This is a genomic window from Pseudomonas sp. 05N432 (assembly GCF_056396945.1).
Genome location: NZ_JBFTMM010000013.1, coordinates 87,517 through 101,925, shown reverse-complemented (window position 1 = coordinate 101,925; position 14,409 = coordinate 87,517). Strand labels below are relative to the sequence as shown.

At 59.4% G+C, this 14,409-nt stretch carries 10 protein-coding genes; 9 read left to right on the top strand and 1 reads right to left on the bottom strand.

Going from position 1 to position 14,409, the window contains the following annotated elements; genetic code table 11:
* Nucleotides 1–11: 11 nt before the first annotated feature.
* Nucleotides 12–1,331 carry a putative histamine N-monooxygenase gene (basC, locus tag AC1DHT_RS15490; RefSeq protein WP_427537332.1) on the top strand — a complete coding sequence of 440 codons (1,320 nt, stop codon included), beginning with the start codon at nt 12–14 and terminating at the stop codon, nt 1,329–1,331.
* 58 nt (nt 1,332–1,389) lie between these two features.
* Here basC and AC1DHT_RS15485 read toward each other — a convergent pair whose 3' ends face one another.
* Nucleotides 1,390–3,558, bottom strand: coding sequence for a condensation domain-containing protein (locus AC1DHT_RS15485; protein ID WP_477761394.1), 2,169 nt, complete (start codon nt 3,556–3,558; stop codon nt 1,390–1,392).
* Between the two features lie 229 nt (nt 3,559–3,787).
* On the opposite strand from AC1DHT_RS15485, the gene AC1DHT_RS15480 reads away from it, so the two are divergent.
* From AC1DHT_RS15480 to AC1DHT_RS15445, 8 genes are all read left to right on the top strand, one after another.
* The gene (locus AC1DHT_RS15480) at nt 3,788–4,306 is read left to right on the top strand and encodes a sigma-70 family RNA polymerase sigma factor (RefSeq protein WP_427537326.1); all 519 of its coding nucleotides are present in this window, start codon (nt 3,788–3,790) and stop codon (nt 4,304–4,306) included.
* Nucleotides 4,307–4,466: 160 nt separating this feature from the next.
* The gene (locus tag AC1DHT_RS15475; RefSeq protein WP_427537323.1) at nt 4,467–6,257 is read left to right on the top strand and encodes an ABC transporter ATP-binding protein; all 1,791 of its coding nucleotides are present in this window, start codon (nt 4,467–4,469) and stop codon (nt 6,255–6,257) included.
* Nucleotides 6,251–8,020: an ABC transporter ATP-binding protein gene (locus tag AC1DHT_RS15470; RefSeq protein WP_477761393.1), complete on the top strand. Its 1,770-nt coding sequence runs from the start codon at nt 6,251–6,253 to the stop codon at nt 8,018–8,020. The genes AC1DHT_RS15475 and AC1DHT_RS15470 overlap by 7 nt, the downstream gene beginning before the upstream one ends.
* On the top strand, nt 8,017–8,961 hold the full coding sequence (locus AC1DHT_RS15465; RefSeq protein ID WP_427537317.1) for an ABC transporter permease: 945 nt from the start codon (nt 8,017–8,019) through the stop codon (nt 8,959–8,961). The genes AC1DHT_RS15470 and AC1DHT_RS15465 overlap by 4 nt, the downstream gene beginning before the upstream one ends.
* The gene (locus tag AC1DHT_RS15460; RefSeq protein ID WP_427537314.1) at nt 8,958–9,908 is read left to right on the top strand and encodes an iron chelate uptake ABC transporter family permease subunit; all 951 of its coding nucleotides are present in this window, start codon (nt 8,958–8,960) and stop codon (nt 9,906–9,908) included. The genes AC1DHT_RS15465 and AC1DHT_RS15460 overlap by 4 nt, the downstream gene beginning before the upstream one ends.
* Nucleotides 9,905–10,687: an iron ABC transporter ATP-binding protein gene (locus AC1DHT_RS15455; protein WP_477761392.1), complete on the top strand. Its 783-nt coding sequence runs from the start codon at nt 9,905–9,907 to the stop codon at nt 10,685–10,687. The genes AC1DHT_RS15460 and AC1DHT_RS15455 overlap by 4 nt, the downstream gene beginning before the upstream one ends.
* Nucleotides 10,684–11,667, top strand: coding sequence for a siderophore ABC transporter substrate-binding protein (locus tag AC1DHT_RS15450; protein WP_427537308.1), 984 nt, complete (start codon nt 10,684–10,686; stop codon nt 11,665–11,667). The genes AC1DHT_RS15455 and AC1DHT_RS15450 overlap by 4 nt, the downstream gene beginning before the upstream one ends.
* Nucleotides 11,668–11,860: 193 nt before the next feature.
* Nucleotides 11,861–14,167 carry a TonB-dependent receptor gene (locus AC1DHT_RS15445; protein WP_427537305.1) on the top strand — a complete coding sequence of 769 codons (2,307 nt, stop codon included), beginning with the start codon at nt 11,861–11,863 and terminating at the stop codon, nt 14,165–14,167.
* Nucleotides 14,168–14,409: the final 242 nt, after the last annotated feature.

Sequence of the window (14,409 nt, the reverse complement as noted above, 5' to 3'; positions counted from 1 at the left end):
AGATGGATCGGATGACGGATATACCCACTGTAGATATTGCCGGTGTTGGCATTGGGCCCTTTAATCTCGGGCTGGCTGCATTACTGTCCAGACACCCGGGCGTGGCGGGTATTTTCCTTGATCGCAAAGCGGAGTTTCGCTGGCATGAAGGACTTCTCTTGCCAGGCACGACGCTTCAGGTTCCCTTCCTGGCGGACCTGGTGACGATGGCTGACCCCACGCACCCACTGAGTTATCTGAACTACCTGCATCAGCACGATCGCCTGTATCAGTTCTATTACTACGAGAACTTCCAGGTGCCGCGGCGCGAGTACGACCATTACTGCCGATGGGCGTCGCAGCAGTTGCCCGCCTGCCACTTCGGCGAAGACATCTGTGATGTGAGCTATGACGCGAGCGTTGACCGATTCCTGATTGAAAGCCAGTCCGTGTCCGGCTTCAAACGCCGTTACTACAGCCGGGACCTGGCGATTGGCGTCGGCACCGTGCCGCTGTTGCCGAAATGGGCCCAGCTCAAGAGCACGGTGCCAGTCATGCATTCGGCGGAGTTCGGCAAAAGACAGGCGCAGTTGGCGCAGTGCCGGCGGGTCACGGTGATTGGCTCCGGGCAGAGTGCGGCGGAGTGCGTGCTGGCATTGTTCAGCGAGTTGACCCCCGAACGGATTGCGGCCGGAGCTTCGATTCGCTGGATCACGCGTTCGCCGGGCTTCCATCCCATGGAGTATTCAAAACTTGGGCAGGAGTGTTTTACCCCATCCTACATGGAGTACTTCCACAGTATTCCACGGGAACGTCGCCGAGACATCGTTGCGGGGCAGGGGTTGCTGTACAAGGGCATCAGTTTTTCGACCATTGCCCAGATCTACGACCTGATCTACGAACGCTCGATTGGTGGCGCTGATACAGGTCTGACGTTGCTTTCCAACTGCGAAGTCGAGACCGTGGAGGATGTCGACGGCACGCTGCGAATTGCCTACCGGCACCGCGAGCTGGATCAGACCGGCACCCTTGAGGCCGACGCGATTGTTGCGGCGACGGGATACGGGCATGCCTGGCCGCAGTGGTTTGAACGGCTCAAAGGCGTCGTGCTTGAAACCGATGAATTCGGCGACTGTATCGTCGAGGAAGATTTTACGGCGCGCCGCTGCGACGAAGGCACGGGCCGTATTTTTGTGCAGAACGCGGAGATCTTCCAGCATGGTGTTGGTTCGCCGGATCTCGGGGTAGCGGCCATTCGCAATGCGACGATTGCCAACCGGTTACTCGGTCGAACGCACTACCGCTTGCCCAAGCACTCATCGTTCCAGCGCTACGGAATGCATGAAGCGTAGCGCTTGATGTGCAGGGTCTTGTTAACACTTTTAGTGTTACCAAGACCCTGATTGAGGGTTATGCGCGGATATGATTCAGAACGATGCCGGCTGCATCTGGCATTGTGAAGCGTGCAAAGACGTGATCGATCATTGCGCTGAGGCGTGCCATCTGTTCGGCGCTGTAACGCTCCGAACGGTAGGTGATCACCAGGCGCAGTGAGCGTTTGCCGTCGATCAGGTTTTCCAGGATCTCGAACTGAATACCGAACATCGACTGGTTCTTGTCCGGGTCAATCTGTCGGTAGCGGATCGTTCCTGCGTCTGGCGTGCTCAGGGTGCCGTTCAATGCGTTGTTGGCATGAATCTGGATATAGACGTCGAACAGCAGGCCGTCCTCAGCGGTCATGCCCAAGGCTTGTTGAATCGTCTCCATCGGCACATCGGCATAAGCCATGGAGTCATTGATCAGGTGGGTGACGTTTTCGATCAGAGTGCCCACTGTCTGCCGAGGATCGAACTGCACCCGGTGCGCGACCATGGTGGTGAAGTAACCGACCGTTTCGTAAAACCCGGGGTCGGTGCGCCCGGAAGCCGATGTGCCGATCACCAGATCCTGCAAGTCACCGAGCTTGTGCAGGGACAGTGCAATGGCCGTATAGACCACGCCGAACAGCGACGAGTTGTTCTGTCTGGCGAAGGCATACAGGCTATCGGTGAGGTCCTGGTCGGGTTTGATTTCGAACCATTGAGCCTTCGTCGAAGCGGCATTGGCAGGCGCGCTCGCCTGATGATCAGGGGAGGGCAGTGTCAAACCGCGGGTTGCATCACGCAACAGGCTCGTCCAATAGTCGAGATGCTGCTGATTGACGCCGGTACTTTGTTCTTGCACGGCGAACTCGTGGAAAGAGCGGGCAGGCGCTTCCCAGACCGGCGCCTTGTCGGCGGCACGGGCGAGGTAGGCTTGGGCCAGTTCTTCCATCATGACGTTGAGCGACCATTCATCAATGGCCATGTGATGGATCAGCAAAGACAGCGTTTGGCGCTTGCGCTGCGAGTCGTAAATGAAGCGAACCCTGAGGGGCAGTTCGCGGGCCAGGTCGAACTGATAAGCGGCTTCGCTTTCCAGCGTTGCCCCTCGGCTCTCATGGCTGGGCCAGAACCATTTGTAGCGGGACAGTTGCGCGATCGGCACGATTTGCTGGTATGCCTCAGCGTCCTGGAAGTGGAAGGTCGTGCGCAGGCTGGCATGGCGTACGAGCAGGTCGCGGAAGGCTTGCTCGAACAGCGCTTCATCCACGTTATCGAGGAAGTCCAAGGCAAAGGGCAGGTTKAAAATCGTCCCGAACCCATAGGCGGCATAGGCTCGCCCAAGGGAGGCCTGGGCCAGCGCGAAAGGCGCCCGCTGCACGTCTTGCGGCAAGCCTGGCGCAGACGCTGCCGGGTTGTCATGTGCAATGACGTGGGCTCGTGATGCCAAGGCCTCGGCGGTAGGGGCGCTGAAAAAGTCATTGAACTGGACTTCGATGCCGTGATTGCTCAACAGCTTGCCAATGATGCGGGTGGCCAGCAGGGAGTGGCCGCCGAAATCAAAGAAGTCATCCGTAAGTTGCATGTCGGGTTCCGCCAGGGCACCACGGAATTCGCCAAGGATAATCGTCGCCACTTCACTGCTGTTGGCCACTGGCCGGGCGTTGGGTGCACTGGCTGCTGGCGCTGCATCCTTGCCATCGGCCTGACGGCGCAACCACGGGGTGTCGCTGGTCGAGTGACCGACATAGGCGTTCAGGACTTGGTGATAGAGGTCGATCTCCTGGCAGGTCTGGTCAAGGATCTGATGGATCACGAACCCCAGGATAACGTTCTGCCTGGTTTGAATCATCAGCGCCTTGAACGGCGGCTGGCTTTGCGCGTCCCACGCTGCCGCTTGCCGCGAGAGCAATTGCTCGGTGGCTTCGGCGTCGGAGTGTGAGCGAATGAGTTCGATGCAGGATTTCCAGTCACTGGCGTGGACCTTGTCCACTTCGCCGTCGTCGTTGAATTGATAGCGTGCATTCAAATCGGGCAGTGTTTCGATGACGGCCTTGATCGCCAGCTCGAGCCTTGAAAGATCGACATCAGCGTCGAGCCGCCAGGCGCAGAGGTGTTTGAGGATGCGTTCGGGGTATTGCTGCTGCAAGAGCCAGATATGTTCCTCGTGACCGTTGACAGAGAGCTTCGGTAACGAATCTGGACTGAGTTCCATCATGGAAATTTCCCGCCTTATCAAACTGAACAGTAAGAAGTAGAGGTGGCACCGAGTGCCGACAGACCGATCCTCGGTCTGGTGCAACGCCCAGGGACCCGGGCGTCAAAGGAGTTGCAATGAGGTCGCATTGCAGGGGCTCTGTGAACACCGTATGCTGTTAAATAATAATCATACCTATTCGCATTAGTCAAAATCTGATCGCGAAGACCATCGTCTCAGGAGAGGTGTTGTGGACAACGGAGCGTTCGCGTCCCAGGAGCAATTTGAAAAGCTGTATGTCGACCACCACCGCTGGTTGTGCAGTTTGTTGCGCCGCAAGCTGGGCAATTCGGTGGATGCCGCGGATCTGGCCCATGACGTCTATCTCAATCTCATCAGGAAGGGCCGGGTTCCCTCGACCGAGAACTCACGCCGTCATCTGACTCAAATCGCCAAAGGCATGGTGATAGATCTGTATCGCCGCCGACATCTTGAGGCCAGCCACCTGGAAGGGCTGATGCAGCAAGCCGAGCCTCAGGTGCCATCAGAAGAGGTTCGTGCGCTGGCATCCGAGGCCCTGTCACAGATCGATGTTGCCTTGCATAACAAGCCACTCAAGGCCCGCGAAGCATTGCTGCTGTGCAAGTTGCATGGCATGGGCCACCGGGATATCGCGGCCGAGTTGAAGGTGTCGGTGTCCTCCGTCGAGAAATACATCGCTGCGGGCCTTCGGGCCTGTCACCCATTCGCATCGGGGGCGGGCCTGTGATCGATCGTTCGGTTCACGACGGCGAACGGATTAATCCGCATTTCGATTGAGGATTTTGCGTCGCCGTTCGGAATAAAGGTACGCAACGCGCAAAACGCTCGAACACAAAGGAAGTCAGGCATGCCTTCAGGCTGTCACCAGTGGTTATTCAGGAGAGCTCATGAGTGATAAAGACCAACCCGCCGCCGGCTCGGTATCCCGGGTACTGAAACCCGTACGCGGCCGGCTGATTGTCGCCGCGGTACTGGCCGCAATCGGGACCATGCTGACGATGGTGCCACTGGCCGGCATCGCCCATATCGCACAGCTCTCGATGGGGCAGGCCGAGGTCGCTACCGGCTGGGTCCAGATGCAGAGTCAGGTCTGGCAGGTTGTCAGCGTCAGCCTGGTGTGCCTGTTCCTCGGTATGACGTTGATTTCGGCGGGCGAGATGATCGCGCACCTGGCCGACAATCACATCACCGGCCATTTGCGTCTGGCGATTACTCGTCGACTGGCCAAGGTGCCGCTGGGTTGGTTTACCAGTCGGGCTTCGGGTGAAGTCAAACAGGCCATGCAGGATGATATCGGTACGCTGCACAGCCTGACTGCGCATTTCTTTACCACGCTGGGCCGCACCGTGGGGGCGATCCTCATCGCCATCCTGTACCTGTTTGCCATGGACTGGCGCATGGCGATTGTCTCCCTGCTGCCATTCCCGCTGTTTTTCCTGTTTTTCTCCAGAGCGACCAAGGCCAGTGGGGCGAACATGCAATCGTTCGGTGCCGGTATGGCACGTATCAACAACGCAGTGGTCGAGTTCGTCAACGGCATTCCCGTGGTCAAGGCCTTCGGTGTCGAGGGCAAGGCCCATGGCAGCTACCGTGAGGCGGTGGATGCCTTCGCCGAAGCGTTCACCGACTTCACTCGGCCGCTGGTCAGCGCGATGGCCAACGCCCATGCCATGGTTACCCCGGTTGCGGTGCTCGGAGTGGTGCTGGCCTTTGGCACTTTGTTGGTGAGCCTGGGCTGGATCACACCGGTCGAGGTGTTGCCCTTCGCCTTGGTGGCGCCGGGCATCTGCGCGCCACTGCTGCTGTTGAGTTACATCACCCACGACCTGAACAATGCTACCGCCGCTGCCCAGCGTGTGCATGGGCTACTGGAAACGCCGGTACTGGAAACCCTGGCGGGCGAATCACGGCAGTTGCCTGAAAATGCCGAAATTCGCGTCGAGCAGCTCGGCTATAGCTACGACGGCCAGAACCCGGTGCTCAAGGACATTGGCTTCACCCTCAAGCCCGGCACCGTGACCGCGATTGTCGGTGCTTCCGGCTCCGGCAAGTCGACATTGGCACGCCTGCTGCTGCGCTTCTTCGATCCGACTGAAGGGCGCATTACGCTGGGCGGCGTCGACATCCGGCAGATCGAGAGCGCGCAGTTGTACCGGCGCATCGGTTTTGTGTTGCAGGAAGTGCGTCTTATCCATGCCAGCCTGCGCGACAACATTGCCTTGGGCAGGCCATCGGCCAGCCAGCAGGAAATCGAAGACGCAGCGCGCACCGCGAATATTCACGAGCGTATCCTCGCCTTGCCGCGCGGTTATGACTCGGTGATCGGTGAGGATGTGCAGCTCTCCGGCGGCGAGTTACAGCGCGTGAGTATCGCCCGCGCCGTGTTGCTCGACCCGCCGGTGCTGGTGCTTGATGAAGCCACGGCGGCAGCCGATGCCGAGAACGAGGTGAAGCTCCAGCAAGCGCTATCGCGATTCGCCCGGGGCCGCACCTTGATGGTGATCGCTCACCGTCTTGATACGGTGATGCACGCCGACCGGATCATTCTGATCGACAACGGTACGATTTGTGAGCAGGGACGTCATCACGAACTGCTCGCCCGCAAAGGCCGCTACGCCCGACTGTGGGCGCTGGGCGGCTACGAACAGGCCAAGGAACAGGCGGTGCCGTCATGCTGAGAACCTTTATTCAACTGTTGGGTGAAGACGCCCCGGTGCTGCGGCGCTATCTCTATATGACGCTGGTCTACGGCCTGCTCTGCGGGCTGACGATTGTCACCCTGGTGCCGATACTCACCAGCTTGCTGGGCAGTGAAACGCGCGCAGCGGGGCAATGGTTGATCGCGCTGGTGATCGRCATGGTGATCTGCTGGGCGCTACGACGTACCGTGGAGAAAGCCGGTATCCGAGTCGGCATCGCGGTTCTCCAGCGGGGCCGCCATCGGCTCGGCGACCACGTGGCGCGTTTGCCGGTGGGTTGGTTCAGCGCGCAAAACACCGCGCGGCTAAACCATGTGGCGTCCCAGGGCATGATGGAAATGGCGCAGCTTCCCGCCCACGTTTTCACGCCGCTGATGACCGGCGTGATCACGCCGGTAGTGATCCTGATTGCACTGTTCGCTTTGCACTGGCAGATGGGCCTGATCGCGCTGGTGACGCTGCCAATCCTGCTGGGGGTCTTTGTGTTGACCGCTCGCTTGGGGCAGCGTGCCGATCAGGACTTCCAGTACAACGCTGCCCACACCAGCCAGCGCATGGTCGAGTTCGCCCAGGCGCAATCGGTACTGCGGGCGTTCAATGGCGAGGACGGTGGTACCCGGTTTCTTGAACAGGCCATCGGGCGCCAGCAGCGCTCCGCGAGACGGTTGATTCACGTCTCGGCGATGTCGGTGGTGTTCAATGCCTGGGCTGTACAGGCGAGCTTCGCCGCCTTGTTGGTGGCCGCCACGCTATGGCTGGCTGAGCTGTTGGGCGCAAGCCTGGAGGCGGGAAACGTCATCTCGGTCATTGTTTCACTGCTGCTGGTCAGCCGCTTTATCGATCCGTTGTTGGAAGTGGCCGGCTATAGCGAGGTGTTGCGTGGCGCGCGAGGCCAGTTGGGAGCCGTGCGTGAGATTTTTGCGGTCAAGCCGTTGCCTGAACCGCAGACGCCACAGGCACCCGTAGATGGGTCCGTCGAACTGCGCAACGTGAGCTTTCGTTATGCCGAGGATCAGGCTGATGTATTACAGAAGGTCAGCCTGCGGATCGAGCCGGGCAGCATGACCGCTCTGGTCGGCGCTTCCGGCTCGGGCAAAACCACGCTGGTGAGGCTGATCGCGCGTTTCTTCGACGTGACTCAAGGCTCTGTGATCGTCGGCGGTGTGGATGTGCGCCAGATGTCCGGCGAGCAACTGGCCGGCCAGATCAGCCAGATCTTCCAGGATGCTTACCTGTTCCAGGGCAGCATCGCCGACAACATTCGCATTGGCAAACCCGATGCCAGTGATGCCCAGGTGATGGAAGCGGCACGACAAGCCGGTGTCGTGGAAATCATCGAACGACTGCCTCAAGGCCTGGATACCCCGGTGGGCGAGGGCGGCGCCCGATTGTCCGGCGGCGAACGCCAGCGGATTTCTATCGCCCGCGCGCTGATCAAGGATGCACCGATTCTGTTGGTCGATGAGGCCACTGCTGCGCTCGATGCCGAAAACCAGGCTGCTATTGCCGAGGCACTGGCGCGCTTGCGTGGTACGCGTACGCTGATCGTCATCGCGCACCAGCTCTCGACGGTGGCCATGGCCGATCAGATTCTGGTGCTCGATAATGGCCGGATCAGCGAGCAAGGTTCCCACGCGCAATTGAGTGCCAAGCCAGGGCTCTACGCGCACTTTCTCGCTCAGCGCCGGGCCGCAAAGGGCTGGCGGATTGCCGGGGCGTTTGGCAGTGAGGACGATTCTTGAGTCGTGCAACCTTACTGCTCCTGTTTGTTGTGCTCTGTTGCCTTTCGCTGATGGTGGGAGTCAAGCAAGTCTCCTGGACGGAACTTTTCACCTTTTCCGAAGATGCCTGGCTGACACTGACCGCCAGCCGCCTTCCGCGTCTCGCGGCCCTGATACTCACCGGGGTAGGGCTGGCCGTCTGTGGCGTGATCCTGCAGCAGATTGTGCGTAACCGGTTCGTCGAGCCCGCCACGTCCGGTGGGCTGGATGCGGCAAAGCTGGGCATTCTGATTTCACTGACGGTAGCCCCCGCCGCGGGGACTGCCGGCAGGATGCTGTTTGCCCTGGCGTTCTGTTTTGCCGCGAGCCTGATCTATATCGCGATCATCCGCCGTATCAAGTTCAAGAACACGGTGATGGTCCCGGTCATAGGCCTGATGTATGGCGGCGTGTTGAGCGCCGTCGCCGAGTTCTACGCCTACCGTCATAACATCTTGCAGAGCATGCAGGGCTGGATGCTCGGTGACTTCTCGAAAATCGTGCAGGGCAATTACGAGATCATCTATCTGATCCTGCCGATCGTCGTGCTCACCTACCTGTATGCGCACCGGTTTACCGTACTGGGAATGGGTGAGGGCATGGCCAGCAGTCTGGGCCTGAACTACGCGGCCAATGCGGCGGTAGGCCTGATGCTCGTGGCGGTCACCGTTTCCGCCACGGTTATCACGGTGGGGGCGATCCCCTTTGTCGGACTGGTGATTCCCAACCTGGTGGCGCTGCACTACGGCGAAAACCTGGAGCGAACATTGCCCATCGTCGCCTTGTGCGGCGCGTCGTTGTTATTGGCCTGCGACATCCTTGGCCGCCTGCTGATCTACCCCTTCGAAGTGCCTATCGGCCTCACCGCCGGCAGTGTGGGCGGCCTGTTATTTCTCGTGCTGCTCATCAGGAAGTACACATGAGGCGCGTGGCTACCCGTTATGGTCTCTGGCTGCTGGTTCTGGCGCTGGCGATCGGGTTCCTGTTGTTGGGCTCCGGTTTCGACTTCGACTACGTCATTCCCAAGCGACTGACCCGTTTGGCGGCGATGGGCATTGCCGGGGTGTGCATTGCCTATTCATCGGTGATTTTCCAGACCATCGCCGGCAACCGGATACTGACGCCGGCGATCATGGGGTATGAGGCGATCTACCTGCTGTTCCAGGCACTGCTGATCCTGCTGCTGGGCACCCAGAGCCTGGTGTTGCTGGGGCGTAACGGTAACGTCCTGTTGTCGGTCCTGCTGATGCTCGGCTATTCATGGTTTATTCATCGGTGGCTGTTCCGTGACGGGAGCAACAACGTGTACCTGTTGCTCCTGTTGGGACTGGTACTGAGCATGGTGATGGGGACGTTTACCCAATTCATCCAGCTGAAGATAAGCCCCGGAGAATTCTCGATTTTCCAAGGATTCAACTACGCCTCCTTCAACAAGGCGCAACCTGGGCAAGTGATCTATTCGGGCATGCTGGTCGCGGTGGTGTGCGGCATCGCCCAACGAACCCTGCCGGTGCTCGATGTGCTTTCCCTGGGGCGTGACCAGGCCATTTCCCTGGGGGTCGATTACCCGCGCAGCGTGCGCCTTCAACTGGCACTTATTGCCATTCTGGTGGCGATCTCGACGAGCCTCGTCGGGCCGACGGCATTCATGGGCGTGTTCGTTGCGAACATCTCCTATGCGCTTGCCCGAACCGCTCGGCACCGGGTCACGTTGCCCATGAGTTGCGCCATCGCCATTGGCATTTTCATTGTCGCCCAATACCTGGTCGAGCAGATATTCAACTACAACACCTCCGTCAGCATTCTCATCAACCTGGTGTGCGGTGTGTATTTCCTTGCGCTGATGATTCGAACCCGAGGCACCCCATGATCGCCCTCAATCACGTTTACAAGGCCTATGGCAGCCGGCATGTCCTGAGTGACGTCAGCGTCCGGTTTCCACCGGGGCAGGTCACGTCGCTGATCGRCCCAAACGGGGCGGGCAAGACCACGCTGCTGATGTTGATCGCTCGCCTGCTGGCGCCGACCCGGGGTGACGTGCTGATTGGCGGGCGGAGCATTCTGGATGTGCCCGTTCGCGACTATGCCAAGCGCGTGGCCACCTTGCGCCAGTCCCCGGATTTCAACCTGCGCCTGACCGTCGAGGAACTGGTCGCCTTCGGGCGCTTCCCCTACAGCCGTGGAGTGCTTACCGCCCAGGATCGCGTGGCTATCGATGAGGCCATCGAGTTCCTGTCTTTGCAGTCCCTGCGCCTCGCCTACATTGACGAGCTCAGCGGCGGACAACGGCAGATGGCCTTCCTGGCGATGACCATTGCCCAGCAAACGGATTACCTGTTGCTGGACGAGCCGCTCAACAACCTCGACATGAAGCATGGCGTACAAATCATGCGTGCCCTGCGGCGCTTGTGTGACGAGCAAGGCCGCACAGTGATCCTGGTGGTCCATGACATCAACTTCGCGGCCAACTATTCCGATCATATCGTTGCCATGAAAGGCGGGAGAATTCACCGCCACGGCCCGGTCGAGGAGGTGGTGACCGAGGCGCACCTGCGCGAACTTTTTGGTCTGGATTTCGAAATCCTGCAGAGCGAACAAGGGTTCGTCTGCAACTACTTCAACCCATCACCTTCAAGGGAACTGATATGAGCATGGATGACGCAAAAAAAATCTGTGGCGTGCTACTGGCAATGGCCGTAGCGGCCGGGCTGCAGGGCTGTGACAAACCGGCGGCAGAGGCCGCGCCGCCAGTGAGTGCGCAGGCGCACTACGAGCCGATCAAGATCGAGCATCCTCTGGGCACAACCGTGGTGAGCAAACTGCCCGAGCGCGTAGTGGCTTTCGATATGAGCGAACTCGATACACTCGATCAGTTGGGCGCGCCGGTGGTGGGCATCGCCAAGGACTACGTCACCAGCTTTCTCGCCAAATACCGTGACGACTCGAATGTCATGGATGTCGGATCGACTATTCAGCCCAATCTCGAGCGGCTGCATGCGCTCAAGCCCGATCTCATTCTGATCTCTCCGCTCCAGGCGCAAAGCTACAAGGATCTCAGCCAGATCGCCCCGACCGTCTACGACGACGTGGACCTGACCAACAAACAAGGCAATTTCATCGGCACAGCCAAGAAGCATTTGACCCTCCTGGGACGCATCCTCGGCAAAGAGCAACTGGCCCGCCAGAAAGTCGCGGAAATGGACGCCAAGGTGGAACAGACCCGCCGTGTCACCGAAGGACGTCCAGAGAAAGCGTTGATCGTGCTGCACAACAACGGCGCCTTCACCTCCTACGGTGTGAAGTCGCGCTACGGCTTCATCTTCGACACCCTGGGCGTGAAACCGGCCAGCGCTGACATCGAAGCGGGTTTGCATGGACAGCCGATTTCCAATGAGTTTATCCAGCAGGCCGATCCCGACATCCTCTATGTAATCGACCGAACTGCGGTGATGGAGCATCGTCCGGCGCTGGACATCCAGAGCCTGGATAACCCGCTGCTGCGCAAGACCAAGGCCTGGAACAACGGCCGTGTCATCTTTGTCGATGCTCAGACCTGGTATCTGTGTACCGCCAGCGTGACCTGTCTCAATCGAATGGCTGACGAGGTGATTCAGGGCTACAAGGGCTGATTCACGACGTGTATCTGCAGCACAAAGGGCTGGTCCTGTTCAGGCACCGGCCCTTTTTTGTGGCTTTCGAATGTTGTTTCGGTCATTGGGGGATCGCCACTGATCCAGCCCGTTGGAGTGTTTCTGGTGCGGTATATGCAAATTATTATCATTTGGATTGAGGGATTGGCGTTCTGGTACGGAAACCTAATGAATGCACTTCAATTCATCGCATCGAAAGGAATCCAGCATGTCGGAACACGGCCGCCCACACAGCGCCAATCCTGATTCATCGCAGGCTACGCAACGCGCTTTTTCGTTTACCTTGAATCGCACTTTCTCTGCCGTACACATGGCGCTGTTACTAGGGCTGACCGGGGGCGCGATGGCTGTGGCCGCTGCGCCTGCCTCTGAGCCGCAGTCTCCGACGGGCACTGGCGAAGGTAGCCTTGTGCTGTCTGAAACGACGGTGGAGGGCACTATGGGTGCAACTGCCGACCTGCCGCCCGCGTATGCGGGAGGCCAGGTTGCCACTGGCAGTCGAGTCGGGCTGCTGGGCACCAAGGACTTTATGGAGACGCCCTTCAGCGCCATCAGCTACACCGATGAATTCGTGCGCAACCACCAGGCGAAGGACATCGGTTCGGTAATCGGTGCAACCGATCCATCGGTGAACGTCCCCTCCAAACGGGCCATCATCGAAACCTTCTTCATTCGTGGCTTCAATACCAGCGCCAACGACATCACCTACAACGGCCTGATCGGCATGGCGCCGAACCTGCGCGGTGCGACCGAGCTGGCCGAGCGCATCGAAGTGCTCAAGGGCCCGTCGGCGCTATTGAATGGCATGCCACCGGATGGCAGCGTCGCAGGCAGCATCAACATGGTGCCCAAGCGCGCTGGCGACGAACCGCTGACACGCCTGACGACCTCTTTTGAATCCAATGGTTTATACGGTGCGCATGCCGATGTGGGTCGGCGCTTTGGCGAGCAGAATCAGTTTGGTATCCGCTACAACGGGGCGTACCGCGACGGCGACACCGCCGTGGACGATCAAAAACAAAACATGCAGCTCAATGCGCTGGGCCTGGACTGGCGCGCCGAACGCATCCGCCTGTCGTTGGACGCCTACAAGCACCGTGAACATCTGGAGGGCGCCAACTACTTCGGTATTGCCTCGATCAACCCTACGGTCACCAGCGTACCCCGCGCAAAGAAGGGTGATTACGCGCTGGCACCTGACTGGGCATACACCACCAACGACACCGAAACCTTCTTGCTCAGAGGCGAGGTCGATTTGAATGACTCGCTCACCGCCTTTGCGGCCTACGGACAGAGGGAGGGTGGCCGCAACGCCCTGATGACGCGCGACACGCTGGTCAACAACGCCGGTGATATCAGCGTCCTGGCTTATCGCTCGGATGGGCAGGGCACCCAGAAATCGGGCGAGGCTGGCCTGAAGGGCAGATTTGACACCGGTCCCGTAGGCCACCAATGGTCGCTGGCGGCTACACAGTACAAGTCGGAGATGAGCTTCAAGGATAAACAGATAGCCAACTACGTGACCACCAACTACTACAACCTCGACTTTGGCAAAACACCGCCCTTGGATAATTTCGGTGCGGTCACCTCTAGGACCGAAGCCAAGCTGGGCAGTGTGGCTTTTCTCGATACCCTCTCGTTCCTTGATGATCGCATCCAATGGACGCTGGGCGTGCGACGTCAGTCGGTGGAAAGCTCCAACCTGACCCCGGCGCGCGTCAGGACCTCTCACTACAACGAGAGCCGTGTTTCGCCGGCTACCGCGTTGTTGGTCAAGATCACTGACGATGTATCGGTCTACGCGAACTACATCGAAGGTCTGTCTCAGGGGGGGACGGCTCCGACGACGGCAGCCAACCCAAGTGAAATCCTGAGCCCGATTCAGACAAAGCAGTATGAGGTGGGCGCCAAGCTTGACCTGGGTACGTTCGCCACTACGTTGGCCGTGTTCCAGATCGAAAAACCCAGCACCTTTACCGACCCGGTCACCAACATTTTTGGCGTCAATGGTGAGCAGCGCAACCGTGGCGTGGAATGGAGCTTCTTCGGTGAGGCCCGACCAGATTTGCGTTTGATGGGCGGTGTTTCCTACACGCAGGCGGTGTTGACGAAGGCGCAGGTAGCGGCGAACGAAGGCAATCAGGTGACCGGCGTTCCGAAAATCATCGGCAAACTTGGAGTCGAGTACGATCTGGAGAGGGTCCCTGGGCTAACCCTGACCGCGGGCACAAACTACGTTGGCAGCCGCTACGTTACCGACGACCATCGGATGGAGTTGCCGTCCTACACCGTTTTCGATGTGGGCGGTCGGTACACCACCAAGGTCATGTCCAAACCTGTGACCTTACGGGCTAACGTAGAGAACCTCGCCAACCGGGCCTACTGGCTCGGCTCCTACAGTGGCGGCGACGGCAGTGGCCTGTCCGGCGGCCTGGGCGCTCCACGTACCCTTCAGCTTTCAGCATCGATTGATTTCTGATAGTCGGCCAGCCAAGAGGGGGGGGAGAGTTCTACGACTTTCTCCGCTCTTGGCGGTACGACACGGCGCGCAGGAATTCCCGCTGGATAACAATAAAGCCTCGATTGATCGGCAATGCTGTTCACTTAAGGAAGTCTGGAGGGCTGAGAAGTATCTGTGGCGAGGGAGCTTGCTCCCGCCGGGGCGCGAAGCGGCCCTGAATTGGGCCTGCTACGCAGTCCGGCGGGAGCAAGCTCCCTCGC

Bases quoted from the DNA above. Each gene is read 5' to 3' on its own strand.
- basC (WP_427537332.1), top strand. From the start codon at position 12: ATGACGGATATACCCACTGTAGATATTGCCGGTGTTGGCATTGGGCCC.
- AC1DHT_RS15475 (WP_427537323.1), top strand. From the start codon at position 4,467: ATGAGTGATAAAGACCAACCCGCCGCCGGCTCGGTATCCCGGGTACTG.
- AC1DHT_RS15460 (WP_427537314.1), top strand. From the start codon at position 8,958: ATGAGGCGCGTGGCTACCCGTTATGGTCTCTGGCTGCTGGTTCTGGCG.
- AC1DHT_RS15450 (WP_427537308.1), top strand. From the start codon at position 10,684: ATGAGCATGGATGACGCAAAAAAAATCTGTGGCGTGCTACTGGCAATG.
- AC1DHT_RS15445 (WP_427537305.1), top strand. From the start codon at position 11,861: ATGCACTTCAATTCATCGCATCGAAAGGAATCCAGCATGTCGGAACAC.